The 26,040-nt window shown below is 34.0% G+C and carries 29 protein-coding genes; 4 read left to right on the top strand and 25 right to left on the bottom strand.

Annotation, left to right across the window (positions count from 1 at the left end; all coding sequences use genetic code 11):
* Positions 1-111: 111 nt before the first annotated feature.
* Complete coding sequence (locus ACKC83_RS05290) at positions 112-630, top strand: acyl-CoA thioesterase (RefSeq protein ID WP_414035816.1); 519 nt, start codon at positions 112-114, stop codon at positions 628-630.
* Between the two features lie 11 nt (positions 631-641).
* Here the strand turns inward: ACKC83_RS05290 and ACKC83_RS05285 are convergent, their stop codons facing one another.
* The 21 genes from ACKC83_RS05285 to ACKC83_RS05185 form a co-directional block, all read right to left on the bottom strand.
* Positions 642-1,724, bottom strand: a complete 1,083-nt coding sequence (locus tag ACKC83_RS05285) for a murein hydrolase activator EnvC family protein (protein ID WP_434037279.1) — start codon at positions 1,722-1,724, stop codon at positions 642-644.
* Positions 1,725-1,867: 143 nt separating this feature from the next.
* The gene (locus ACKC83_RS05280; protein WP_434037278.1) at positions 1,868-2,638 is read right to left on the bottom strand and encodes a DUF4292 domain-containing protein; all 771 of its coding nucleotides are present in this window, start codon (positions 2,636-2,638) and stop codon (positions 1,868-1,870) included.
* Entirely contained in the window at positions 2,638-4,002 is a 1,365-nt protein-coding gene (locus ACKC83_RS05275; protein WP_434037277.1) for a tetratricopeptide repeat protein, read from the bottom strand. Before ACKC83_RS05275 ends, ACKC83_RS05280 begins: the two co-directional genes overlap by 1 nt.
* 16 nt (positions 4,003-4,018) lie before the next feature.
* Positions 4,019-5,038: a sugar phosphate nucleotidyltransferase gene (locus tag ACKC83_RS05270; RefSeq protein ID WP_434037276.1), complete on the bottom strand. Its 1,020-nt coding sequence runs from the start codon at positions 5,036-5,038 to the stop codon at positions 4,019-4,021.
* A 129-nt stretch (positions 5,039-5,167) separates the two neighbouring features.
* The gene (dut, locus tag ACKC83_RS05265) at positions 5,168-5,602 is read right to left on the bottom strand and encodes a dUTP diphosphatase (RefSeq protein WP_434037275.1); all 435 of its coding nucleotides are present in this window, start codon (positions 5,600-5,602) and stop codon (positions 5,168-5,170) included.
* 1 nt (position 5,603) lies between these two features.
* Complete coding sequence (locus ACKC83_RS05260; protein ID WP_434037274.1) at positions 5,604-7,064, bottom strand: lipopolysaccharide biosynthesis protein; 1,461 nt, start codon at positions 7,062-7,064, stop codon at positions 5,604-5,606.
* Positions 7,065-7,130: 66 nt separating this feature from the next.
* A complete protein-coding gene (locus ACKC83_RS05255; protein ID WP_434037273.1) occupies positions 7,131-7,628 on the bottom strand; it encodes a hypothetical protein in 498 nt (165 codons plus the stop codon).
* A gap of 153 nt (positions 7,629-7,781) precedes the next feature.
* Positions 7,782-8,642 carry an ATP synthase F1 subunit gamma gene (gene atpG, locus ACKC83_RS05250; protein ID WP_434037272.1) on the bottom strand — a complete coding sequence of 287 codons (861 nt, stop codon included), beginning with the start codon at positions 8,640-8,642 and terminating at the stop codon, positions 7,782-7,784.
* A 77-nt stretch (positions 8,643-8,719) separates the two neighbouring features.
* On the bottom strand, positions 8,720-10,300 hold the full coding sequence (gene atpA, locus ACKC83_RS05245; protein ID WP_434037271.1) for a F0F1 ATP synthase subunit alpha: 1,581 nt from the start codon (positions 10,298-10,300) through the stop codon (positions 8,720-8,722).
* A 55-nt stretch (positions 10,301-10,355) separates the two neighbouring features.
* Positions 10,356-10,892 carry an ATP synthase F1 subunit delta gene (gene atpH / locus ACKC83_RS05240; RefSeq protein WP_414035826.1) on the bottom strand — a complete coding sequence of 179 codons (537 nt, stop codon included), beginning with the start codon at positions 10,890-10,892 and terminating at the stop codon, positions 10,356-10,358.
* A gap of 6 nt (positions 10,893-10,898) precedes the next feature.
* Positions 10,899-11,399: a F0F1 ATP synthase subunit B gene (locus ACKC83_RS05235; RefSeq protein WP_414035827.1), complete on the bottom strand. Its 501-nt coding sequence runs from the start codon at positions 11,397-11,399 to the stop codon at positions 10,899-10,901.
* 105 nt (positions 11,400-11,504) lie between these two features.
* Positions 11,505-11,693: an ATP synthase F0 subunit C gene (atpE, locus tag ACKC83_RS05230; RefSeq protein ID WP_057782517.1), complete on the bottom strand. Its 189-nt coding sequence runs from the start codon at positions 11,691-11,693 to the stop codon at positions 11,505-11,507.
* Between the two features lie 39 nt (positions 11,694-11,732).
* Positions 11,733-12,860 (bottom strand): F0F1 ATP synthase subunit A, encoded by a 1,128-nt coding sequence (gene atpB / locus ACKC83_RS05225; protein ID WP_434037270.1) that lies wholly within the window; start codon positions 12,858-12,860, stop codon positions 11,733-11,735.
* Positions 12,861-12,995: 135 nt separating this feature from the next.
* Positions 12,996-13,367, bottom strand: coding sequence for a DUF6168 family protein (locus ACKC83_RS05220; protein WP_434037269.1), 372 nt, complete (start codon positions 13,365-13,367; stop codon positions 12,996-12,998).
* Complete coding sequence (locus ACKC83_RS05215) at positions 13,360-13,593, bottom strand: AtpZ/AtpI family protein (RefSeq protein WP_414035830.1); 234 nt, start codon at positions 13,591-13,593, stop codon at positions 13,360-13,362. Before ACKC83_RS05215 ends, ACKC83_RS05220 begins: the two co-directional genes overlap by 8 nt.
* Positions 13,565-13,972 (bottom strand): bactofilin family protein, encoded by a 408-nt coding sequence (locus ACKC83_RS05210; RefSeq protein WP_434037268.1) that lies wholly within the window; start codon positions 13,970-13,972, stop codon positions 13,565-13,567. The genes ACKC83_RS05215 and ACKC83_RS05210 overlap by 29 nt, the downstream gene beginning before the upstream one ends.
* A gap of 19 nt (positions 13,973-13,991) precedes the next feature.
* Positions 13,992-16,457: a tetratricopeptide repeat protein gene (locus ACKC83_RS05205; RefSeq protein WP_434037267.1), complete on the bottom strand. Its 2,466-nt coding sequence runs from the start codon at positions 16,455-16,457 to the stop codon at positions 13,992-13,994.
* 211 nt (positions 16,458-16,668) lie between these two features.
* Entirely contained in the window at positions 16,669-17,376 is a 708-nt protein-coding gene (locus ACKC83_RS05200) for an ABC transporter ATP-binding protein (protein WP_434037266.1), read from the bottom strand.
* Positions 17,377-17,387: 11 nt separating this feature from the next.
* A complete protein-coding gene (locus tag ACKC83_RS05195) occupies positions 17,388-18,866 on the bottom strand; it encodes a DUF5687 family protein (protein ID WP_434037265.1) in 1,479 nt (492 codons plus the stop codon).
* 225 nt (positions 18,867-19,091) lie between these two features.
* Positions 19,092-19,616 (bottom strand): hypothetical protein, encoded by a 525-nt coding sequence (locus ACKC83_RS05190; RefSeq protein ID WP_434037264.1) that lies wholly within the window; start codon positions 19,614-19,616, stop codon positions 19,092-19,094.
* 2 nt (positions 19,617-19,618) lie between these two features.
* A complete protein-coding gene (locus ACKC83_RS05185; RefSeq protein WP_434037263.1) occupies positions 19,619-19,951 on the bottom strand; it encodes a PadR family transcriptional regulator in 333 nt (110 codons plus the stop codon).
* Between the two features lie 114 nt (positions 19,952-20,065).
* On the opposite strand from ACKC83_RS05185, the gene ACKC83_RS05180 reads away from it, so the two are divergent.
* Entirely contained in the window at positions 20,066-21,124 is a 1,059-nt protein-coding gene (locus tag ACKC83_RS05180; protein WP_434037262.1) for a 2Fe-2S iron-sulfur cluster-binding protein, read from the top strand.
* On the opposite strand, the gene ACKC83_RS05175 is transcribed toward ACKC83_RS05180, so the two are convergent.
* The gene (locus tag ACKC83_RS05175; RefSeq protein ID WP_434037763.1) at positions 21,121-22,095 is read right to left on the bottom strand and encodes a glycosyltransferase family 9 protein; all 975 of its coding nucleotides are present in this window, start codon (positions 22,093-22,095) and stop codon (positions 21,121-21,123) included. The genes ACKC83_RS05180 and ACKC83_RS05175 overlap by 4 nt on opposite strands.
* Positions 22,096-22,161: 66 nt before the next feature.
* On the bottom strand, positions 22,162-22,770 hold the full coding sequence (locus tag ACKC83_RS05170; RefSeq protein ID WP_434037762.1) for a DUF4254 domain-containing protein: 609 nt from the start codon (positions 22,768-22,770) through the stop codon (positions 22,162-22,164).
* Between the two features lie 68 nt (positions 22,771-22,838).
* On the opposite strand from ACKC83_RS05170, the gene upp reads away from it, so the two are divergent.
* Positions 22,839-23,498 carry a uracil phosphoribosyltransferase gene (upp, locus tag ACKC83_RS05165; RefSeq protein ID WP_434037261.1) on the top strand — a complete coding sequence of 220 codons (660 nt, stop codon included), beginning with the start codon at positions 22,839-22,841 and terminating at the stop codon, positions 23,496-23,498.
* Here the strand turns inward: upp and ACKC83_RS05160 are convergent.
* Positions 23,487-24,410, bottom strand: coding sequence for a DUF6427 family protein (locus ACKC83_RS05160; protein ID WP_414035839.1), 924 nt, complete (start codon positions 24,408-24,410; stop codon positions 23,487-23,489). The two genes, upp and ACKC83_RS05160, sit on opposite strands and share 12 nt — an antisense overlap.
* Positions 24,411-24,450: 40 nt before the next feature.
* Between ACKC83_RS05160 and ACKC83_RS05155 the strand changes: the two genes are divergently transcribed.
* On the top strand, positions 24,451-24,678 hold the full coding sequence (locus ACKC83_RS05155) for a DUF6341 family protein (RefSeq protein WP_414035840.1): 228 nt from the start codon (positions 24,451-24,453) through the stop codon (positions 24,676-24,678).
* Between the two features lie 9 nt (positions 24,679-24,687).
* Here ACKC83_RS05155 and purD read toward each other — a convergent pair whose 3' ends face one another.
* The gene (purD, locus tag ACKC83_RS05150) at positions 24,688-25,959 is read right to left on the bottom strand and encodes a phosphoribosylamine--glycine ligase (RefSeq protein WP_434037260.1); all 1,272 of its coding nucleotides are present in this window, start codon (positions 25,957-25,959) and stop codon (positions 24,688-24,690) included.
* Positions 25,960-26,040: the final 81 nt, after the last annotated feature.

Genomic DNA, 26,040 nt, shown 5'->3' with positions numbered 1-26,040 from the left:
CCTATTAAGCGTTATTGGAAAACCATCCTCTAACGCTTTTTTTATGCGGTTAATGGAATTAAAATTTGAAAGTCACCCCCTACGTTGTACCTTTGGCCGAAATACAATTTTATGACACCAAATACAGCCGGAGCTACAAAAACAACATTAACAGATCTTGTCTTACCAAGCGAAACCAATCCTTTAAACAACCTTTTTGGAGGGGAGTTATTAGCGCGTATGGATCGTGCTGCAAGCATTTCTGCGCGTCGCCATTCTAGACGATTTGTAGTTACAGCTTCTGTGAATCATGTGGCATTTAATCGTGCTATTCCTTTAGGGAGTGTTGTAACTGTAGAAGCGAAGGTTTCTAGAGCCTTTAAGAGTTCTATGGAAGTCTATATAGATGTTTGGACGGAAGATCGCGAATCGGGTCTTAAAACTAAGGCAAACGAAGCTATCTATACGTTTGTAGCCGTAGACGAAACCGGTCGCCCTATTCCTGTTCCCGAAATTATTCCTGAAACTAAAATTGAAAAATTGCGTTACGAAGGTGCTTTAAGACGTAAGGAACTAAGCTTAGTTTTAGCTGGTAAAATGAAACCTAATGAAGCTACAGAATTAAGAGCTTTATTTTTAAATGATAAATAAAACTCTTAAAATTACATTTTATACAACCATAACGAAGGATCTTGCGTTGTACTTTCTTTAAAAATACTAAAGCTTAATGTGGTATCGCCTGTTGCGCTATTGGTAAACACTTGTCCAATAGCTTGACTCGTTGTTACTTTATCTCCTTTTTTAACGTATACTTTCGATAAGTTTTTATAGGCAGTAAAGTAGTTACCATGTTGTACTAAAACCGTTGGATTCCCTTTTTTCTGTACAATAATAGCGTACACTTCACCATTAAATACAGAGCGCACTTCTGTACCGGGACTCGTAGCAATACGTACACCATTACTATGTATGGTCGCAGATTTTACAATCGGGTGTGGCTGATCTCCATAACGTAATTTAACCACGCCCTTATCTACTGGCCAAGGTAACTTGCCTTTATTTGCTATAAAACTCGCTGCTAAATTCTTAGCTTCTGGAGTTAACGTAAAGCTTTTTGATGTCGAGCTTTTACCGGCTTTTTTATTCGATTTTGCAATAGCTTCACGAATTAAATTTTCAATTTCTCTATCGATACGATCTGCCTCTTGCTGTTTTTGTTTAATCTGAGAAGAATAGGTTTTTAAATCTTTCTGAATGGAAGCAACCAGTTCACGTTGCTGTCTGCGCTCGACTTCTAATTGTGCTTGTGCAATACTATTCTCTTTAATAAGGTTTTGCTTGTCTGCTTTCTGCTTTAGCAACTTGGTATTAGCTACTTTTAAATCTTCTGTTTTAATTTTAATAGTTTCGCCTTGCTCCTTTTGGTAGTTGGTATATTGTTTAATATACTGTAAACGCTTGTAGGCCTGCTGAAAATTGTTAGACGACAGCAAAAACATTACACGACTTTGCTCACTCCTACTTTTGTACGAATGCACAATCATCTCGGCATAGTCCTTTTTAAGGGTCTCTAAATCGTTTCGAAGCTGAGTAATTTCACGCTGATTTACACCAATTTCCCGAGTTAATAAATTTGCTTGTTGATTTGTAACTTTAATTAAATTACTACGGACATTAATTTTATGATTTAAATCTTCTATGACCGATAGTTGTGATTTCTCTTTCGACTTGTTTTTAAACAGCATACTGTTTATCTGCTCAATTTCTTTGCGCAATTCTTGTCGGCGATTCTCCAACTCTTGCTGCTTTTTACTTTGAGAAAATACAGTTATACTGCTTAATAAGCAGATAAAAATGAAAATTAATTTATATGAGGACTGTCTTTTAATCATTTAAATTTAAAAGGTTCAAAACCTGACGGAATTTTAAAAGGAAAATTCATATTTTCGTTCAAAGATACAGATTTGAACTCCAATTCTATAATAGTTTCGCTTCTAGCTTCAACAGCATTTATTTTTATAAATTCTGGAATTATTTGACCAGAAACTTCCTGATATTTCACATAGTCTATATCTAATAGACGTTCCGTTTTTGGTTGCGACAATTGTTGCGACATGATTTTAAAATAAGTCGGATTTATAATATAAAACAGCTCGAATACTCTATTTTGTTGTTCCGGCTGCACTAAATACATATCGTCGTAAATAGAAGACACATAGCGCGCTTCTTTTAAATTAAAAAGTGCTTCACCTAGCAATAAATTCTGAACTTTATCAAAATCTAAATCGGTGCCTAAAAAGTCACTTAACAATTTAAAATCGCCTTCAAAAAACGTATTATCTAATTTATTATAAAAACTTACTTTCTCTGGAGTAATCAATAATCTAGCGGCTGAAAACGGACCGTCTAACCAAATGGTTTTATCCTTTTCCATGCGCAACTTTATAGAAACAGATTTCGAATTATCGCCCTGAGAATACATGGCTTTTACCTTAGCAGATAGCGTATTAAAATTGGCCGCTTGCTTGGCATTTTCTTTTAATAATTGTTTCGTATTTAATTTTAAATTAGCGTCTGTTGCTGTTAATGTTTTAGCCGATTTACATCCAACAGCTATTATTAAAAAAAATACAATTACAATACGAAGTAGGTGCTTCATTACTTTGGAGTTTCTAATTTATTTGCTTTTTCTGTAAAACGTTTTGCTTCATTTGGTTGTTGTAATCCAAGATAAGACTGAGCAATTTGATAGTAAAAATCACTTTCCAAATTCACATCATCAATAATATAATCTAATCCCATATTTAATTGATCTATGGCATCTTTAAAGCGGTTTATTTTATTTAAGGACAAGCCTGCCATTAAATACAATTCGGGTTGCGACGGATACTTAACTAGAGCTTCAGCCGATTTTTTATAAGCTATATCAAATTGTTCTAAATCGATATGAAGCACTATTATATTTCTTGAAACACTATAATTATCGCCTTCTAACTGTAGCGCTTCGGAGTAATATTTAATTGCTTTTTCCTTTTCGCCTTTTGCGATATAATATTGCGCTAATTCTACTAATGTTTTGCTATCGTTAGAATCTCCAACCATTGCAGAAACCTCGACTAAATCTTGCTCGTATTCTGGATGTTTTCCAACAAATCTTACAAAATCGGAAAGCACTAAAACCTTTGCTTCTGCTTTAATTTCAGGGCTTTTCATAGCAATTTTCATAGATTCAATCGCCTTTTCAGGCTCCTGATCGTCTAAGTAAAATTTATATAATGCCAAATGAACCAATTGAGATTCGGGATGAATTTCAAGTAGCTTTTTAGAGGTTTCGAATGCTTTTTCGGTATCACCACTTTCACTATAACGGTAAATTAAAGCGAGATAATTAGATTCTTGATTTGGATCGTTTTCAACACGTTCTTGAAGATTTTCTATTTGTTCTTTCTTCTGTCCGGTTGCATCATAAACTTGATTTCTTAAAAAATCACGACGCGATGAAAGTCCAAACTCCTCATCCAATTCGTCTAAAACCTTAATCGCTTCGTCGTAATCCTTAGTTCTAACAAACAAAGCCGCTAAATCTTCCTTATAATCGGGATGATATTCAACCAACTGTTTAAGCGTTTTAATGGCTTTATTATAATCATTCTGATGTACATATACATCGTATAGCTCGTCTAAATACCACTCGTTACCAGGTTCTAACTTCACGGCCTTTTTTAAAGCCTCTTCTGCCGCACCAAAGTTTTTAAGTTTGTTATAATTCTTGCCCATCTCAAAATAAAGCACAGAATGTGAGTCGTCTATTTCAATACATTTTTGAAGCGCTTCAACAGATCTATTATAATTCTCGATACCTTTTTGCTTTAAAGCTTCGAAAAATAACTCTTGAAACTTATCGTCTAATTCCTCTACATCGTCTGCAGACTGAATAGCAACGGTTTCATCTTGGGCATGAGATGCCATGGACACTAAAAATAGTCCCCAAAAACCAAGTATACTAATGGTTTTAAATCTCATGCGCTTTCTTTACTTATTAGTTTAAAACTGAATAATCTCCGATACTAACGGTTTTAAACGCTCCATCAAATTCTACGTAATTACCAATCATAGCATCATCTAAATTAGCGTTTTTAATAGTAGAGTAATTACTAATTATAGTGTTTTTAACAGTTGTATTTGTTAATACACATCCGTTACCAATAGAAACATTGGGTCCTACTGTAGCATCTGTTAACACCACATCTTTCCCGATATAACAAGGCTCAATAATTTTTGAATTATTAAGCACTACGGAAGCATCTACCAATTGTTCTTCGCCATCGGCTTGTAAGAATCCTAACATTTTACCATTAGTTTCTACAGTCACCGCTTTGTTTCCACAATCCATCCACTCATCTACTTGGCCCGTTTTAAAAACTTTACCTTTAGCCATCATCCCTTTAATCCCATCATTAATTTGGTATTCACCTCCATTAATAATGTTATTATCTAATACATGCTGAAGTTCGTCTTTAAGAACGGCTATATCTTTAAAATAGTATATCCCGATAACTGCTAAATCGCTAACAAAGCTTTCAGGTTTTTCAACTAATTCCACAATTTCTTGGCGTTCATTTAATTTTACCACACCAAACGCTTCAGGTTTATCGACTTGCTTCACCCAAATTACAGCGTCGGCATCTTCATCTAAATTAAAATCGGCACGGATTAAAGTATCCGCATAAGCTACAACTGCTGGACCAGATAAAGACTCCTTAGCACTCATAATAGCATGACCTGTCCCTAAAGGTTGATCTTGACGGTAAATTGATGCTTTGGCTCCAAGATCGTTTGCCAATTTGGTTAAACTCTCTACAACATCGTCTCCGAAAAATGCAGGATCTCCCAAAATAAATGCAACTTCTTCGATGGGCTGATCTATTACTTTTGCGATATCTTTTACCAAACGGTGAACGATAGGCTGTCCTGCAACAGGAATTAATGGTTTAGGTACAGTTAATGTGTGTGGGCGTAAGCGCGAACCGCGACCGGCCATTGGTACAATAATTTTCATACGTATGCCTGCGAAAGCAGGTGTTTTTTATGATTAAACTTTATTTTATACTAAGAAGGTACTGTCTACTCTATCTTAATTTTATATTTCGCTAAGGTATTTTCCGCTTTCAGGAATTAAAAGAGGCTACTAATTCTTCCCTGTACTTCCAAATCCGCCTTCGCCTCTAGCTGTTTCAGAAAGCACTTCTACTTCTTCAAATTGGGCTTGTTCATGTCGCGCAAAGACTAATTGGGCAATACGCTCTCCATTTTCTATAGTGAAATTCTCGTTAGATAAATTAACTAAAATCACCCCTATTTCTCCTCGATAATCGGCATCGATAGTTCCTGGCGCATTTAACACTGTAATCCCATGCTTCGCAGCCAATCCGCTACGCGGGCGAACTTGCGCTTCTATTCCAACTGGTAATTCTATAAATAATCCTGTTTTTACAATAGTACGTTCTAACGGTTTTAAAGTTATCGCTTCTGTGGTTACAGCGCGTAAATCCATTCCCGCTGAAGCTTCTGTTTCATAATGCGGTAATGCATTATCCGATTTATTTATAATTTTTACTATCATTTTATCTTTGTAATAAACGTTGTATATCTTCTTTTTCAAATTTATATATAATACCCATAAATATGGAAAGTAATCCGATGCCCACTACATAATTCTCTCTAAAGAAATAGAATGATATCACTGAGAACATTACTGATATTAATATATAAGCACTTATTTTTTTAATATTATACGGTATTGGGTAATATTTCCTTCCAAAATAATAAGACAATAATACCATGCTTCCGTAGGCTGCTAAGGTTGCAATGGCCGAACCTCTATAACTTATAATTGGTATGAGCCAAAAGTTTAAAACTAAGGTAACCAATGCCCCAAATATAGAAATATAAGCACCGTATTTTGTGCGATCGGTAATTTTATACCATACCGATAAATTGTGATACATCCCTAAAAACAAATACGCCAATAATATAATTGGCACAACAGACATGGCTTCCCAATAATCTTCGCTACGAATAACGATTACTTTTAAAAGATCTGCAAAAACAATAACTCCCAATAGAATTAAAGATCCAATAGTTACGAAAAACTCTAAAATTTTAGCATAGTTTTTCTGAGGGTTTGCAGTTTTAGCATGACTAAAAAAGAAGGGTTCTATACCCAAACGATATGCTGTTGCAAACAGCGTCATGAATAAAGCAAGTTTATAACAGGCTGAATACATTCCAATTTGGGTGTCTGCAATATTTTTTGGGAGTAAATAACTTAGTAAAATACGGTCGAAGGTTTCATTAACTGAAAAGGCAATTCCAGCAATCAGGACAGGAAAAGCATAACGCATCATTCGTTTCCATAAGTCGGTATTGAAATTATATTTTACCTTCAAATAGAAGCCTAGCAATAATAATAAAGTAACTGCACTAGCTATTAAATTGGCTATAAAAATATAATTGATTTGATAATTATCCTTACAAATACTATCGAATACGCCAATATTATAAGACCAATCTCTTAAACCTAATAGGAAGAATAAATTTAATCCCAAATTAATAGCAACATTTACAATTTTGATAATGGCATATGTCATCGATTTTTCGTTGGCACGTAACCAGGCAAAAGGTATAATTACAAGCGCATCTAGAAGTAATATCCAAATAACAAGCTTTATGTATTCTACTTTAATATCTGTGATGTAGGCGATTTGATCTTGGAAAATTAAAGCCAAACCAAAAAACACAAAGGAAGAAATGACTAGAGAAATGGTTGATGTTCCGACAACTTCATCTTGATTTTTCTCATTATTAAAAAATCTAAAAAAAGCAGTTTCCATACCATAGGCCAGGATAACATTGAACATAACAAACCATGAGAAAATAATGGAGACTGTTCCGTATTCGGCAACCGAGTTTAATACGCCTGGCGAGGTGTATAACGGCACCAAAAAGAAATTAAGCATACGAGGCAACACCGTTGCTAAACCGTAAATAAAAGTCTGTTTAAAAAGGCGTTGTAAGGAGCTCAATATATTTTAAATTCTAGGAGGCTAAAAGTATAGAAATAAGGAGTACTAAAAAAGGAAACAAACTAATTATTGCCGATTTGGCTTAGCTTGAGGAACCAAAGGTGTTTCTTTCGTATATAGTGCATCATATTTAAAATATTTAACTTTTGAAGCGTCCGTAAATTGAACAACACATTCATTATTCTCTAATTTAAATTTAGACACTATCGGCTGCGCCTTGCTGATGCTTTTTTGTTCGTTAAGAGCGTTCACAGGGCCATTATGTCGTTTAGAACTTTCTATATGTCGCCCAATAAATAATAACGGATTATGACTGTCCTGATTAAGCTTCAATTGATAATTGTCGAAATAAATACTATCCAGACTAACATGATTTGGCAGATTCTCTTTTAACTCCATAAAGATATTTGTTCCAGAACCACCCATTTTAACCCCAGAATTCCAATGTTGTAAATATACGTCGGCTATACCAAAAGGTGTTTCTTTTTCAAACTTTTGAGAGGCACAATTTGTAATAGAGCAAATTAAAACACTGTAAAGTAAAACTAATTTAAATGATTTCATGCTAACAAATTTAAGTGCATTAAAGATAGTAAAAGGAAAATACTGAGATAAAAAAAAGCCTCGCAAATACATTGCAAGGCTTTAATTCTATATTGACATTATTCTTTAGATGTTAATCTAAAAGTATATTATTAAAAGCTTAAAATTAAATTACTAATTATTAAGCGCTTCTGCTCCACCAACAATTTCTAAGATTTCGTTAGTAATTGAAGCCTGACGTGCTTTGTTGTATGTTAATTTTAATTGATCTCTTAATTCTGTTGCGTTATCGGTTGCTTTATGCATTGCTGTCATACGTGCACCGTGCTCGCTTGCAAATGAATCTCTAAGTCCTTTAAACAATTGATTTTTTAATGACTTAGGAATTAATTGATCTATAATTTCTAGTTTTGATGGCTCAAAAATATATTCAGTATTTACTTCTTTTTCAACTTCGATAGGAGAAATAGGTAAAAATTGTTCTGTAGTTACGATTTGAGTTGCTGCGTTTTTAAATTGATTGTAAACAATATCAATTCTGTCGTACTCACCAGCGACAAACTGTGCCATTAAAGACTCAGCAATTAAGGCTACATTTTCGAAAGTTAAATCATCGAAAATATCACTTTTATTACCTACAATTTTGTTAGTCTTTTTAAATGCATCGTTTGCTTTTTTCCCAACTACAAGATAAGATACATCTTTACCAGCATACTTTGTATTCGCTAGAATATTTACCTCTTTAATAATGTTAGAGTTAAATGCCCCACATAAACCTCTGTTAGACGTTATTGCTACAATAAGTACTTTATTTACTTCTCTTTGTTCTGAATATTTATTAGATATATCAGAATCTATAGTTGCACTTAAAGTTTGTAAAAGTTCTGTAAGCTTGTCTGAATAAGGACGCATAGCAGTAATAGCATCTTGCGCTTTCTTTAACTTTGCAGCAGATACCATTTTCATGGCACTTGTAATCTGCATCGTTGAAGATACCGAAGCTATTCTGTTACGTATTTCTTTTAAATTTGCCATGTTTATTGTTAGAATAAAGTATTGAGTATTCAGTAGTGAGATTAATTGTAACCTCACTACTCAATACTAAAATCTAATTATGCTTTATATTTCACTGATAATTCTTTTGCTACAGCTACTAATATATCTGTAACTTCATCAGTTAATTTACCTGCTTTTAAAGTGCTTAAAGCATCAGAATGCTTAGCTCTTAAAAACTCAAGGTAATCATTTTCAAATTCTTTTACTTTTTCAACAGGTACGTCTTTAAGTAAGTTTTTAGAACCTGCATAAATAATAGCAACTTGTTCTTCTACTTTAAACGGATCGTTTTGAGCTTGCTTTAAGATCTCAACGTTACGCTTACCTTTGTTAATTACATTTAAAGTTACAGCATCTAAATCCGATCCAAACTTAGCGAAAGCTTCTAGCTCACGATATTGTGCTTGATCCAGTTTTAAAGTACCTGATACTTTTTTCATAGATTTAATCTGTGCGTTACCACCAACACGAGATACAGAAATACCCACGTTAATTGCTGGACGTACACCAGAGTTAAATAAATCTCCATCTAAGAAGATTTGCCCATCTGTAATAGAAATTACGTTTGTTGGGATATATGCAGAAACGTCTCCTGCTTGTGTTTCAATAATTGGTAACGCTGTTAAAGAACCACCACCTTTTACGATTGGCTTTAATGAATCTGGTAAATCGTTCATTTCTCTTGCAATAGCGTCATTATTAATAACTTTTGCAGAACGCTCTAATAAACGAGAGTGTAAGTAAAATACATCCCCAGGATATGCTTCACGTCCCGGTGGACGACGTAATAATAAAGATACCTCACGGTAAGCAACTGCTTGTTTCGATAAATCATCGAATACAATTAAAGCTGGTCTACCAGTATCTCTAAAATACTCTCCAATAGATGCTCCTGTAAAAGGTGCGTAAACTTGCATTGCAGCAGGATCTGATGCATTTGCAGCTACTATTGTTGTATAAGCTAAAGCTCCTTTTTCTTCAAGAGTTTTAGCAATTAAAGCAACTGTTGAAGCTTTTTGCCCAACAGCAACATATATACAATATACAGGCTCACCTGCATCGTAAAATTCTTTTTGATTTAAAATGGCATCAATACAAACAGCAGTTTTACCTGTTTGTCTATCTCCAATAACCAATTCACGTTGTCCTCTACCCACTGGAATCATAGCATCAATTGCTTTAATCCCTGTTTGTAATGGTTCTGTTACTGGCTCTCTAAAGATAACACCTGGAGCTTTACGTTCTAAAGGCATTTCGTAAGTCGTACCAGAGATTGGTCCTTTACCATCAATAGGGTTACCTAAAGTATCTACCACACGTCCAACAATACCTTCACCCACTTTAATAGATGCAATACGTTCTGTACGTTTTACTGTTGTTCCTTCTTTTACAAATTTTGAAGGTCCTAATAATACTACACCTACGTTATCTTCTTCAAGGTTTAATACAATACCTTCAAGACCGTCTCCGAAATCTACTAATTCACCATATTGTGCATTAGCTAATCCGTAAACGCGTGCAATACCATCTCCTACAGTTAATACTGTACCTACTTCGTTTAAGGTTGCTCCTGCATCAAAACCTTGCAGTTGTTGTTTTAGGATTGCTGTTACTTCAGCTGGTTTTACTTCTGCCATTTTATCTAGATATAAGCTCTAATCGAAATAATTTTCGATTAAAAAATTTATAAAATTAATTTAATGAAAATTCTTGTTTTATTTTATTCAGTTTGTTTGCTACACTTTCATCGTATTGCAAATCGCCAACGCGTAAAATGAATCCACCAATAATGTCTTCATCAATTACGTTTTTAACCTCAACTGTTTTCCCTGTTAACTCCTTTAGTTTAGCTAAAATTTTAACTTCTAAATCGCTTGTTAACGCCACAGCAGTTGTTACTGTTGCTATTTCAGTTCCCGATAATTGCTCGAAAAGTTGTTTATACTTACTCGCAACCTCTTCTAAAAGTGGTAATCTTCTGTTTTCAATTAAAGTGTCGAACAATTTAACTGTTAATGGTGTGGTAGATTTAAAAATTTCTAACAACGCCGACTTCTTAACAGACGATTTAATTACAGGACTTTCAAGCATATCGCTTAAGTCTTTACTATCTGCAATAGTCTTAGCAATTAAAGTCATATCCGAATTTACAGCCTCAGCTGTATTACTCGTTTTTGCTATTCCTAGAACTGCTTTTGCGTAACGTATTGATGCTCTTGCTCCTGCCATTATTCCTTAGTTTAAAGTTGATTTACCTAATAAAGAATCAACCAATGCTAATTGCTTATCTTTATCAGCTAATTCACCACGCACTACTTTTTCTGCAATTTCTAAAGATAATTCTGCAACGTGATTTTTAATCTCAACCATAGCAGATTTCTTTTCACTTTCGATAGCATGTTTTGCAGCCTCAATCATACTGTTAGCTTGAGATTGTGCTTCATCTTTAGCGTCTAGAATCAATTTATCTTTCATCTCACGTGCTTCTTTCAGCATTGTATCGCGTTCTGCTCTAGCTTCGTTTAATAATCTTTCATTATCAGCATGAAGATTTTGCATTTCAAGTTTTGCTTTTTCAGCAGCTTCTATTGCATTTCTAATATCATCTTCACGAGTTTGTAAAGACCCTAATATTGGTTTCCATGCGAATTTACCTAATAATACAATTAAGATTATAAGAATAATGGCTTGCATGAAGAACAATCCAGGTGAAAAATCGTTTAATATTTGATCCATTGTGTAACTAAATAAAAAGTTTTACTTCTGTTTTTGTTTAATTTATAACAGCTTCTGCAACCAACCGTTGCAGAATTGCTGTTATAGCTTTTTTAACTATCAGGATTATTTACCTAAGATTAAAGCACCGAATGCTAAACCTTCTAATAATGCTCCAATAATGATCATCGCAGTTTGGATTTTTCCAGCTGCTTCTGGCTGACGAGCAATAGCTTCCATTGCACTACCACCAATTTTACCAAGACCTAAACCAGCACCGATTACGATTAATCCTGCTCCAATTAAATTGTACATACTAATTGATTTTTAAAATATTAATTAAACAAATTCTTATTAATGATGGTCATGTTCTTCAACTGCCATTCCTATAAATAACGATGATAACATCGTGAAAATAAATGCTTGTAAAAAGGCTACCAATATTTCGAGAACCGTAATAAATAATGCTAAAAACAAAGACACTCCTGTCGAAGCTACAGGTCCGAAGGCATCTTTTAATGTAATTACTAATGCGATTAAGCTCATCACCACAAAGTGACCTGCTGTCATGTTCGCAAATAAACGAACTAATAACGAGAATGGCTTAATAACTAAAAGTCCAACTAATTCTATTACTGCTAAAACTGGTCTTAATACGTATGGAACACCTGGCATCCATAAGGTATGACCCCAGAAATCTTTAGTTCCGTTAACTAAGTAAATAATTACAGTAAATATGGCTAAACATGCAGTTACAGCAATTTGCCCTGTAACGTTAAATCCAAGTGGTGTTAAACCCAATAAGTTTAGAATCCAAATAAAGAAAAATACGGTTAATAAAAACGGCATAAATTTCATGTACTTCTTTTCACCAATGTTTGGACGAGCAATCTCGTCACGCACATAAAGTACTAACGGCTCTAACATTCTTCCAACACCAGTAGGAATTGGACCTTTTTTATATCCTTTAGCTAAAGCACCAAATCCTAATAACATTAAGATTCCTGCGATTAGCATACCAAATACACTTTTTGTTATAGAAAGATCTAATACTTTGTGTGCATTTTCTGCATGGTGATGTTCGTCGAAGGCAACAGCATCTGCACCTGCTTCCAACTCGTATATTTTACTGTGAATTTTTGTTAATTTAACGCCATCTTTTTCAACGATTACTTGACCGTTATCATCGTGATGAAACTCTGAAGACATAAATGTTTTTAACCCTTCGCTAGACCATACAATTACAGGCAATGGAAAACCATAACTAACTCCTGACTCATTGTCTGTATACAAATGAAAATCGTGAGAATCCTTTAAGTGATGCGCAATATATTCTTTAATTTCCTCAGGAGTATCCACTTTGTTTCCCCCTTCATGATGTTGAGCATCATGTTCTCCACCCTCGTGAGCAAAGGCCGAAACAGAAGACATAAATAAAACTAAAATTGCAATAAACTTGATAGATATTTTTGCTACCATCATATTTTTCTAACTAATGAATTACGCACTCTAAAATTTTGGTGCAAATGTAAACAATAATTTAAAAACCCAAACCCTTTTTTTACATATGTTTAAATTATACTAATGAAATTATAATTTTATGTAAAAAAACATCAACTATTTACTATTTAACAGTTTTGCTACAGCCACAGCTTCGGCTGTTAAAAACAAAAATAGCGGTACCACCAGAGCAAAACGCTCCGTTTGGGTGAGATGATCATTATCGAAAACTGAATGTTTAAATACTAAGACAAAAATACCTAATTTTAGAAACATAAGTACCAAATAGGTATATCCCGCTTGTGTAGGAAGCACACTAGATACGCCTTCCATGCTGGAGTACACAATTAGCGCCGCTAAAGCATGATATAAATACACTTGCCACAGCTGAAAACTTAAACTGTCGGTTATAAAATAATTATGCAAGGAAAATGAAATTGCAAAAAGCAAACCTATGCATAATGCAAAAACGAGTATTCTTTTAATCATTTTTATCGTTTTTGGTTATATCTAATACTTGTCTAATCACCGTAAACATGGCTATAAAGACAGCTAACAATGTTACTATTTTAAAATATAGTTGGTTATCAGACTCTAATTTATCGTCTAGCCAACCACCTAACAGACTCCCTAAATAAATAGTCAAGCCCATTTGGAGTGCCATTGTTGTAAATCGCACATATTTGTTAAGCTGTTTTTTCTCTGGATTTTTCATTTTTGATTGTCTTTACTGCACTTTTCATAACACACGTTCCATCGAAACTTGCTCCTGGATCTACGGCTAGTTTACCAACTACAAAGTCGCCTTCTATTTCTGCAGTAGATTTTAAAGTTAATGTTCCTGACAATATCAACTTTCCGGAAAACTTACCTTCAAAATAAGCATCGGTTCCCTGTAATGACCCTTTTATACTGCCCGTTTTACCAACTACAACTTTTCCTTGAGTTATTAAATTTCCTTCAATAGTTCCATCAATTCTAAAGCCACCATCGCTATTCACATCGCCAACAATTTTAGTGCCTTGAGCTATTATATTTTGATTGGCACTCGCTTCTGAATTTTGTAATTTATTTTTTTTATTCTCGTTAAACATAATCTGTAATTTGGGAGAGTTATGATTTATTTAGACTTAAATAAGCCTCTAAATTTTTATGTATTTGAACCGTTTGATAATTAGCAGAAGACATTACAAAGTAAGGCCTTGTGATTCTGTTTTTATCTTTCTTTTTAAACAAGCTTTTAAAGTCTTCGGCAACCACGTAATTACTTATACCATGTACAAGAACAAATGTTGTTGTAGGAGAATACACATCTGTAGACGTCGATAAACGATAATATTTAACATCTTCAAGTTGCTTATTTAATTGCTCTACAAACGCATTAATATCTTCTTCTGATGTGTTATCGAAACGATAGATAACATTAAAGCGTTTCCCATCTTCAACATCTCTAAAATTATCGTCTTCCATATTAGGCAAGACGTTTTTTCTTAAGTCTTCGGCACGCTGTCCTTCTGGAAGGTTTGAGTAAGATGTGGCTATTTCGTTTAAAGCTTTTCTATACGCGTCAAAACCATATAATCGTCCGATAGCATTGGCTTTTAACAAATCGAATTTCGCGACTATATCATCGCCTTCAAACTGCCTTATATTCTCATCGCAAAGTGCAATAACTTCGGCAAAATGTTGCGCTTCAAATTTGTTATATATAGATTTATAAATAGACTCCGGACTGTTTAAATCTTCGGCTAAAGCTTGATTGGGATGACTTAAAATTTCGGCATAACGAGAGTCTGGATAATTCGCAATAATATCTTGCTTAAGAATATTAGCCTCACCAGTTTGTCCTAACAACTCGTAATCTTTATATAAATTATACTTTGCCGGTACAATTAAACGCTCTTCTGGATTACTCTCTAAAAGTGATTTCAATTTATCTTTAGACAACTCGTAATCACTAAATTTTTCTTTATAAATAACGCCCAATTGAAAATAAGCATAGTTCCGCTCTTTAGCGATACTGTCTATTATTTTTTCATCTGAAGGAATTTGATCTAAATAAAATTGTGGCTGATATATCTCGCCTGTTAAATCTAATCCTTCCGCTCCCGAAGTTCCGATTGCTGCCGTTGAAGCCGTAAAATTTGTATTAGACCAACGCCAGTTATCTCCATTTTTTCTGCTTCCCCATAGTTTTACAAACTCATTTTTACCATAAGCTGCTGTAGAGTTGTTGTAAAAATAAAATGTGCTTGCCTCTTTACTAACTTCTCCAGTTTTTTGAAATGCAGACGCCTTGGTATCCACATTAAATCCGTTATTAGAATTTAATATTTCTTGTGACCTTGCTTCGGCTTCTTGACGCTCAAATTCTAGCTCGGCCTGAGCTTTTAAAGATGCTGTATGATTCTCAAAATAGGCCAAACGATCTGCCTCAGACAAACCTACTAAATGCATGATACTATCGTCCACTTTTGTGATGTCTTCGTAATAAATAACATCGTCTAAATTATCGCGTTCTCGTTTAACGGTTCGGTATGGTTTAGAGTCTACTTTTAGATTAGTAAGTGTGCTATCAAAATAAGCACCGGCGACTTTATACTCGGCTTTATCAAAGTAAAAATCACCTAAAATTTTATAATTTCTAGCATTTAACTCGCTGTCGTCACGTTGTGTTCTTAAAGATTTATTGTAGTAGGCAACACCTAAAGAATCACTTTTAGTCGCTAAATAATACTCCCCAACTTGATGATAAATACGACCTAAATACGGACGGTTTTCTCTATCTTCTTCTAGCATGGACAAGGTTTCTGCGAAAAGTAATTTATCCCCATTGTCGTAATCGAAATTCCTAGCCTTTTCAACATAAGCCCCTATATAATAGGATCTCGGAATTTTTCTATGCATTTCAATCACCCGATCAAAGGTTAAATTGGCACTATCTTTATATCCTAAAGAATTATAAAGCTGTCCTTTAATAAACAAATACCTACCGCGCTCCTCGTGTTTTGGCGTAGATTCTGCTGCAATTTCTAAATACGTAATGGCTGTATCGATAACTTTTACGTTAAGATAAGCTTGAGCCAAAGTCGATGTGGCATCGGCCAATTCCTGATCGTCTAATTGCTCTAACCTTAGTAAACGTTTTAAATTTTTAATGGCAAGTTCGTCGTTATCTAAACGCAAATTGGTTTTTTCTCGCCAAACTCGAGCCACATTAATTTTATCGCTTAAAGGATATTTATAGAGTATATAATTTAAGGCTTCTAGTGCAGGAACAAAGCGCTGATCGAAGTATCTAGATTTCCCTAACAGCAAATATGCTTCATCCATTTTAGGGTTTTTCTCCTTCCCTTTAATGTTCATAGAATGCTTCTGAATAGCTTTTACAGCTTTTTCTTCAGCCTTAGAAAAGATTTCGTTTTTAGATTGTCCTGGAAGTAAAATTTCGTCGTCAAAATCTAAGCGCTCTACCGGAAGAATGTTCCAATAATCGTCGCGATAAGAATCATTAAGCCTTGCCCGACCTTCCTCTAAGGCCAGATTACCGTTATAAAGTGTGTTATATTCTGTAGCCATTGCATGAAAGTTTCTACTAATAAATTTGTCCTTTTTCCGGGAACAATTCACCAATAGAAATGCAGAAATACATGCTATAAAAATAACCTTAAAAGATGTTTTCAACGTTGGAATATTTAATCAACTAAATAACTTTAAACTCTTGCTAATATTATGCAAGACGGTAAAAATAAGCATCTTTTTGGATTAACCTATATATTTGGAATGACTTTTAGGCCTCTAGTTCACTTGCAAAATAAGCCTCTAGCTCCTTAAGAGTTTCGCCACTAGTTGCAATATCTTTTATAATTTCGCCTTTTTGTAATACCACAATGCGCTCACAAACATCTGTAACATGCATTAAATCGTGGCTAGAAACAAGTACAGTAACTCCTTTTTGTTCGGCTAAATCTTTAATTATTTTTTTAAGTCTAATTTGGGTTGTAGGATCTAAATTCGCAAAGGGCTCGTCTAAAATTATCACTTCAGGATCTCCAATTAAAGCGGCAATAATTCCTACTTTTTTCTGATTTCCTTTACTTAAATCTCTTAGATACTTTTTCTGACCAAGAATTTCGCCGTGGAAAAAATCTTCGAACTGCCCGACAAGTGCATCCACATCTGCTTTATTCTGACCTCTAAGTTCGCCAATAAAATAAAAATATTCTTCGGCAGTTAGGTATCCAATTAAAAAGCTTTCATCTACAAATGAAGACGTAAACGGTTTCCAGTCTTCAGTTAGATTTACCTGAATATCGTGACTTGTAATATGTCCAGTTGTTGGCTGAATTAAATCTAATAACAAACTAAAATATGTAGTTTTACCAGCTCCATTATTCCCCACTAAACCAAAACTTTGCCCTTTAGGAATCTCTAAATGTTCTATGTTTAAAACTTGGTTTCCGTTATATTTTTTTGAAAGATTCGTTGTCGTTATCATACTGTAATATTTTAGTTATCTTGATCGAAAGCGGCGATCATTTTATATTTTGAATCTAAATATTTGTCGATTATAAATTTCATTAGTTTTTGATGAAAAACGATACCTGTTAATCCCAAAAGAACTAAAACTAGAATGCCAATTTCAAAACTAAAAAACGCATTAAAAAGCGCAAAGATTGCCATTGGTAAAACCACTAATGGTAGTCCAATAAGCCACTGCACAGCGCCCGCACCTTGGAAATTAAAAGCGGCCCGTTGATTAAGATCTATTTTTTTTCGATTAAAAGATCCGCCAAACAAAATAACATAAGTATTTACTCCAATATTATAAATGGCTGCCGCAAAATGAGCAAGTAAAACCTTCCTTCCGAAATACGCATAAGGCAAACTAAGCACAAAAAGGATAATAACACTAAGCGTCATTAAAGTATATTTAGATTTTAAATATTGTTTGTATTTAATATTCTGACTCATTAACAACTTATAATAACCACTATCCCAAGCCGGTATAAATTGTCCGAAGTTTATAAGAAAAATACCCGTTACAAATATGCCCACAAACGCATAAAAATAAGGCTTGTCTTGATACACTGGATTTGGATAAAATATCAATCCATAGAGCAACCCAAAAACCAACATCCAAACCGATGATTTTGGTCGCTTATTACGCCAAAGTAATTTTAAATCTAATTGCATAAAGGGTGCAATATCTCCAAATTTCTTGGTCCACTCTAAGTTAGAGGCATTAACTTCTAGCGTTTTAGTTTTTAAAGAACTGTCTAAAAACAATTTACTTCGCAGTATTTTAAAATTAGAAAAATACAGCCCCATTAAAACTAAAATAGGAACAATTATTAACACTGCATTATTTGCAATAGCAAGAATAGCATGCGCTAACAGTTCTGAAATATTTAGAATCTCGAAATAATTTAAAGTATATAACACACCCGAGAACAGAATAATGGGTAAAAAGGATAGATCTGTTTTAGAAGACAGGCTTTCAATTATAAAATTCAGGAAATTATTAATTAGCGTAATAAGTATTATTGTAAACACCCAAACCACAACTGTAAAAACATTATAGTCTTTTGTAATTAGAGTTACTCCAAATGGTATTATTGCAAATAAGGGTAAAAAATTAAAAAAAGACAAAGCCGATTTCGCTAACACAAAGTTTACAATATTCATCCGTTTTATAGGCACTGTAAGTAATGGCTTCACACTCATTACTGGCAATTTTTGAAAGAAAAAGCGCATAAGTAAATCGCCTAAAATCCAATAAAAAATAAAACCATTAAATACAACAAAAGGATCGTTTTCTGGGAACAATTTTTTAAGTAGCGGATACATAGCAACCCCAAGAAACAAAAACATCACTATAAAATACAAAGCAAAAAACACCATTATTAACTTAAGACCTAATGTTTTCCCGAAGCTTGCCGATCTAGTAAATTGTTTCCACTCTAGATTTAAAAAGTGTTTAATCATAATTAAGATGGTTGGTTTGGTATGGTTTTTATATTGGTATGCGTAATTTAAGAAATGTTACACGTAATATTTTTTATATTCTTCTTTTAAATGTAATGTAATCTTTTTAGGGACAACAAATAAGGTAACGTAGCATAAAATTAGCAGAGCTACCAAAGCAGAAGTTAGCATTAGTAATTTATATCCTGCAATACTGTTTTCAATATCTAAAATTCTTGGAAAAAACTAAATAATACCACCAGCCAAACCAGCCATACCCCCTAACCGACCAAGAACATCTTCGTACAGCCATTTTCTACCAGTTTCTTTTTGCCTTCGTTTTACCACCTTATTAATACGAAACACCTGAATTATATATATTAATACCAACAGACAAACTACAATAATTAAGGTATAATTAAAATAGGGTGTATATCTTAAAATTAAATAGGTTAAGCACCATAAAGCCGTAGTAAATATAATTTTAGGAAGGGTAAAAAACTGCTTATAAATAGTCCAAACAGCACTCCAATAGTGTTGATTTAATGCTTTAGATTTAGCCTCTAAAATATCTTGAAAACCATAAATTCCAAATCTTTTAAATGCGAGATTTAGAGCATCACTAAAAGTACGCTGTGGATATTCCTCCCACTGCGACTCAATATCATTCGCTAAATGATCTACAAGCTCTGTTTGCACATCGTAATGCTCGACAAAATGTTTACGCGTGAAGAGATACAACTCTTCTATTTGACCCTCAGAAACTTTCATAATTAGACTACTTTAGGATTAACTAATTGCTGCATGGTTTGTATATACCGCTCTAATTCCGATAATTTAGAGACCGTTTCCTTCTCTCCTGCATCGGTTAATCTATAATATTTTCGCAATCTGTTATCTACTTTTACCATTTCAACTTTTAATAAACCTTCAGACTCTAACTTATGCAATGCTGGGTACAAAGCACCTTCAGTTATACTTAATTCTCCGTTAGTTAACGCTTTTACTTTTTGAGTAATTTCATAACCATACATGCTATCTGTCTCTTTTAAAAGCTTTAAAATGATAGTAGTAAGACTACCTTTATATAAATTTGAATTTGCCATAACACCATAAATATATATAAATTATTACATACCTAAGATTCCAATGTATTATTTTTTTTCTTAATTATATTTATAAACCTTTTAGCTTCACTAAATTTGTAAAAAATTACATCAATGGCATTTCATAAACTTGCAATACAAAATATAAATAAAGAAACAGAAGCTGCTGTAACTATTAGTTTCGAAGTTCCTTCTTTTCTAAAGGATAAATTCAGTTTTAAAGCTGGGCAATATATTACTTTAAAAACCGAAATTAACGGTAACGAAGTACGTAGAGACTACTCATTATGTTCGTCTCCAAGTAGTGGCGAATTACAAGTTGCTGTTAAAGCTGTGGAAGATGGATTATTCTCTAAATACGCAAATACAACCTTAAAAGCTGGAGACAGTATTGAAGTTGCCGAACCAAACGGACGCTTTATATTTGAGCCTGATGCTTCTAAAACCAGAACCGTTGCTGCATTTGCAGCAGGTAGTGGTATTACGCCAATTATGAGTATTGCGAAAACCATTTTAGAGGAGGAACCTAACAGTCACTTTGTCCTGATCTACGGAAACAAAACGCCTAAAGACACCATCTTTTTCAAAGAACTAATAGCACTTCACAGCAAATATACCGAGCGTTTTTCTATACAAATGGTATTTAGTCAGTCGCAAGAAGACGATGCTATGTTTGGTCGAATTGAAAAAAGCACAGTGAATTTCTTATTGAAAAACACCTACAAACATTTAAAAATAGACACCTTTTATTTATGTGGTCCAGAAGGCATGATTACCACCACAAAGGATGTTTTAAAAGATTTTGGTGTGACTGCCGAAAATATTCATTTCGAATTATTTACCACTCCAATTGCTACAGATGAAGAGGTCATTCCAGACGTTGTAAATGATGGCTCTACTGCAATAAAAATAATTGTAGACGATGAAGAAGTTGAATTTGTAATGTCGCAAAAACAATCGATTCTTGATGCTGCTATTGCTAAAGAAATTGACGCTCCATATTCTTGTCAAGGCGGAATTTGCAGTAGTTGTATTGCACGTGTTACCGAAGGTGCTGCAACCATGAGACAAAACAACATATTAACTGAAAAAGAACTAGCAGAAGGCTTAGTATTAACGTGTCAAGCACACCCCACAACACCTACTATTGTTGTAGATTACGACGACGTTTAAATAACCGATATAATTTTATTTACGATGGTTTCTGGAGCAATAGTTCCAGAAGCCTTTTCGTAACCTTCGGGAAATTTGTTTCCGTAAATTGAAGTGGGAATTAGCGGAAATTCTGTTCTATTGGCTGTTAAGGCATAATCGTCTGGCTGATTGAAAGGCGCAAAGCCCGCAAACGGATGTGTTACACCCCAAATGGTAATCACTTTTTTACCCAACATCGCTGCCAAATGGCCATTTCCTGAGTCCATAGACAACATCACATCTAAATTAGAAATTATATCTAATTCTTCATTAAAATTTAATTGCCCAGCCAAATTAATCACATGGTTGTATTGGGTTTGAAATCGGTCTAATATTTCAACCTCCTTCGCACCACCTCCAAAGAGTAATATCTTATAATCCTTAGATAAAGATTCAATTACTGTTTCCATTTGCTGAATGGGATACATTTTACTGTCGTGTGCCGCAAACGGCGCAATGCCAATCCACTTCGCTGTATGATCTCCCAGAATAGCTTGCAATTTATCCGATAAAATTGATGGTTCTGGAAACGTGGGTTGAGATAAATCTATAGGAAAACCTAAGTTATTAAAAACCTCAGCATAACGCGAAATAGTTGTTGGAAGTTGTTTAAAAACAGCTCCGCTTGTAAGCGCTTTCTTTTCACTTCTCCCTTTATCTATTTGAACAAAAGGCGTACCTGTAAAAAAGGCTTTTAGAACTTTAGAGCGAAGCACATTATGAATATCGGCAACGGCATCAATATTCAGTTTTTTAAGTGATTTCGAGAGTTTATACAATCCAAAAACACCTTTATGCGTTCCTTTTAAATCGGCGGGAAAAATACTTACCGCATCTAAATCTCGAAAAAAGGGTTCAAAAAAAGGACGCGTTAAAACGGTGACTTTTACGTTTGGATACTGTGTTATTAATGCACGTAAAACAGGTACAGACATAGCAACGTCTCCCATTGCAGAGAGACGTATAACTAAAATATGTTGTATGGGTTTAGACACAGTTTATAAGAAAAAAGATTCCTATTTTTGAGAACGCAATACAGGATTAAGCTCGTCGTCGTTGTACATTTTCATTTGCTTATACACTTTCATGTATTTTTCGCCAGAGGCAATATCGTTCAATAAAGTATCTATAGCAGTCGATAAATCTACACGCTGTTCTAAAAGAATATCTAATTTTGTTTGACATGCTTTTTTATGAGCTTCAGAAGCATCTTTTCGCGTAGCTTCTTCTTCCATATGGTACACTTTTAAAGCTAAAATAGATAATCTATCTACACCCCAAGCTGGACTTTCGGTATTAATTGTTGCATCTGCTTTAGGTGTAACGCCTTTGTATTCCTCTAAAAAATAACTATCAATATACTCCACCATATCTGTACGATCTTGGTTAGAAGCATCAATTTTACGTTTCAAGGTTAACGCTTCTACGGGATCGATTTGTGGATCACGAATAATATCTTCGTAATGCCATTGTACGGTATCAATCCAACATTTTCTATATAATAAATGCGCTAATAAATCGTCTTCTTTACTGTATGGGTTTGAAAAATCCTGATCTACTGTATTTATAACGTGATAGGTATTTATTACCTCCTGAAAAATAGTATTTGCCTTAGTTGTAAACATCATTTTTATTTTAAAGCACAAATATACCTCTAATTAATTAACTTTACCAGACACCATAAAATAGAAGCATGCAAATTCATAATTTATCTACAGAAAACACAATTTTAAATGTATTTATGTCAGAATTACGTGATAAAACCATCCAAAAGGACAATATGCGTTTTAGACGAAATATTGAACGTATTGGTGAAATTCTTGCGTACGAATTAAGTAAATCTCTTCACTACAACTCCACCTCTGTCGACACGCCTTTAGACACAACCAAAGTAGATCTGCCTGAAAATGACATTGTAATTTGTTCAATTTTACGTGCCGGAATTCCGCTACACAACGGTTTGTTAAATTATTTTGATGCTGCCGAAAACGCATTTATTTCAGCCTACAGACAGCATAAATCGTCTCCAGAAAGTTTCGAAATTGTAGTAGAATATTTGGCTTGCCCATCGTTAGAAAACAAAACCTTAATACTTGCCGATCCTATGTTAGCTACTGGCCAGTCTATGGTTGCTACTTTTGAAGCTTTGAAGCCTTTTGGAACCCCAAAAGAGATCCATTTAGTTAGTGTAATTGGAGCACAACAAGGTGTGGATTATATTGAAAATCACTTTAATGCAGATGCTCATTTATGGATAGCTACAGTAGATGAAAGCTTGAATGAAAAAGGTTATATTGTTCCAGGACTTGGAGATGCAGGCGATTTATGTTTTGGAGAAAAATTACAACATTAATAAGCCAAAAGGCACAACAATTAAGAGTCCGAGAAAGACTTCTTTAAACCATTTGTCCTGAATTGTTTCAAGGTAATTAGTAATTATAATTGCCAAAGGTGCGAATAAGAATAAAAACTCGCCACCTTCCTTTTTAGGCGATAAAATCATAATACTAAAGGCAATCAAGGCCGCAACTAGTACAACTTTATAGGCCGCTTTAAAGTTTTTTTGTTTGGATTTTATAGTTTTAATATAAAACACAGACGACCAAATGCCAAAAGAAATTAATAACGTCACGCCAACCACATATTGAAGCGTATTATACGAATCGAACTCGAAGCTTACCTGAGGTAAGATATTAAGAGCCGAAAAAAAGTCGTCGTAAACAATTATGGAATACGACATCCCTAAAACAAAAACAGCTACAACTCCAACGATAGGTATCATCCATTCTTTTAAATTAGAATTGGAATGAAAATATAATGCGAAATAAATAAGGAGAATAAATAAGATAGACCAAAAATAAAATAAGGACGCAATAGCAATCCAAAACGCGGCGTCGAACAATTTCTTTTTTACATTTAGTTGCGACCTTAAACTTAAAATTCGTCTTAAGGATAGCAGTATAAAAAAATTAGCAAACACTATGTTATTATTTAACATGGTTTGCGGTAAAGCCATTAAAAATAAAGCATATAGCAAAATTTCATAACTGCTTTTCTGGGTTAATTTATTCTTACTTACTAAAAAATCTAGTACTAAAATCGAAGAAAAACTAGCACAAAACACAAAGAAATTTGAGGCATAATGATCCAATAAATTGGACGACACAGCATACTTTGTATGCGCAATAAAAAACGTAACTATAGTCAGTGTAAATACGACTAAAAAGTTTATTGGTTTAGATTTACTAAAAATACTTGTAATCATTAACTCTTTTTGTATTTTTGTTTGGTAAATATACTACACTATGAAAGATTTTTTTTACGCAATACAAGACCTATTTGTAAATGTATTGTTCGCACCTCTAGATGCTCTAGCTAATTTAGAGCTTGAAAATTGGTTTTTAGCCAATGCATTCTCATGGATTTTTATATTAATCGGAATGGGATTTTTTGTATACTGGATGCTTCAACTAAAAAAGTTTAATGACAATAACGAAGAAGACAAAAGTATTTCTTCGCACTCATTTCTATAAGTTCGATTTTTATAAATCGAACCCTATATCTTTACGGTAATACATCTTATCGAAATGTAGTTTTTCTATATTTTGATAAGATTTTTTTGTGGCCTCTTGGTAGGTATTTCCATAAGACGTCATCGCTAAAACACGTCCTCCAGTAGTTAATACTTTACCGTCTTTTAAATCTGCTCCTGCATGGAACGGAATAGAGCCCTCTATAGCATCTAGCCCAGTAATTTCTTTGCCTTTTTCGTAAGCTTCTGGATAACCACCAGAAACAGTCATTACTGTAGTTGCTGCACGTTCGTCTATTTCTAGATCAATTTCGTTAAGTGTTCCATTTGCAACAGCTTGTAACAGCTCTACAAAATCGTTTTTAAGTCTAGGCAACACCACTTCAGTTTCCGGGTCCCCCATTCTTACATTATACTCGATAACCATAGGGTCGTCTCCTACTTTTATCAAACCAATAAACACAAATCCTTTGTAAGGTAAGTTATCTTTTATTAAACCTTCAATTGTTGGTTTTACAATACGTGTTTCTATTTTTTCTAAAAACTCATCGGTAGCAAATGGCACTGGAGAAACAGCTCCCATTCCACCGGTATTTAAACCTGTATCACCTTCTCCAATACGTTTGTAATCTTTCGCCGTAGGTAACACTTTATAATTCTTTCCGTCTGTTAACACGAAACAGCTCAATTCTATTCCGTCTAAGAATTCTTCAATCACGACTTTAGTACTTGCTGCACCAAATTTAGAATCGATTAACATCGCTTTAAGTTCTGCTTTAGCCTCGTCTAAATCGTTTAAAATTAGCACGCCTTTCCCTGCCGCTAATCCGTCAGCTTTTAAAACATAAGGTGCCGTTAATGTTTCAAGAAAAGCGTAGCCTTCTTCCACATTAGATTTATCAAAACTTTGGTATGCCGCTGTTGGAATATTATGTCTGAATAAAAATTCTTTAGCAAACTCTTTACTTCCTTCTAATTCTGCTGCTGCTTTTTCAGGACCGATAACAGCTACATGCTTTAATTTTTCGTCGTTTAAGAAAAAATCATGCACTCCTTGCACTAACGGATCTTCTGGACCAACAACCACCATATCGATGTTGTTTTCTAAAACTAGCGTTTTAATCGCCTCAAAATCGGTTACTCCAATTGCAACATTCTCTGCTATAGTAGCAGTTCCCGAGTTACCTGGTGCTACAAAAAGTTTATTACATAATGGGCTTTGAGAAATTTTCCAAGCAAAAGTATGTTCTCTTCCACCTGATCCTAGAATTAAAATTGTCATATTGAGTATAGTTTGAAGCAAAAATAATTGCTTTTACGCTTAAAAAATAATTATTTTACAAAAACATATTTGCAATCCATC

The sequence above is a fragment of the Formosa bonchosmolovskayae genome (assembly GCF_051016085.1).
Taxonomy (GTDB): domain Bacteria; phylum Bacteroidota; class Bacteroidia; order Flavobacteriales; family Flavobacteriaceae; genus Formosa.
The sequence above is the reverse complement of the archived record's forward strand: the minus strand, read 5'-3'. Positions and strand labels throughout refer to the sequence as shown.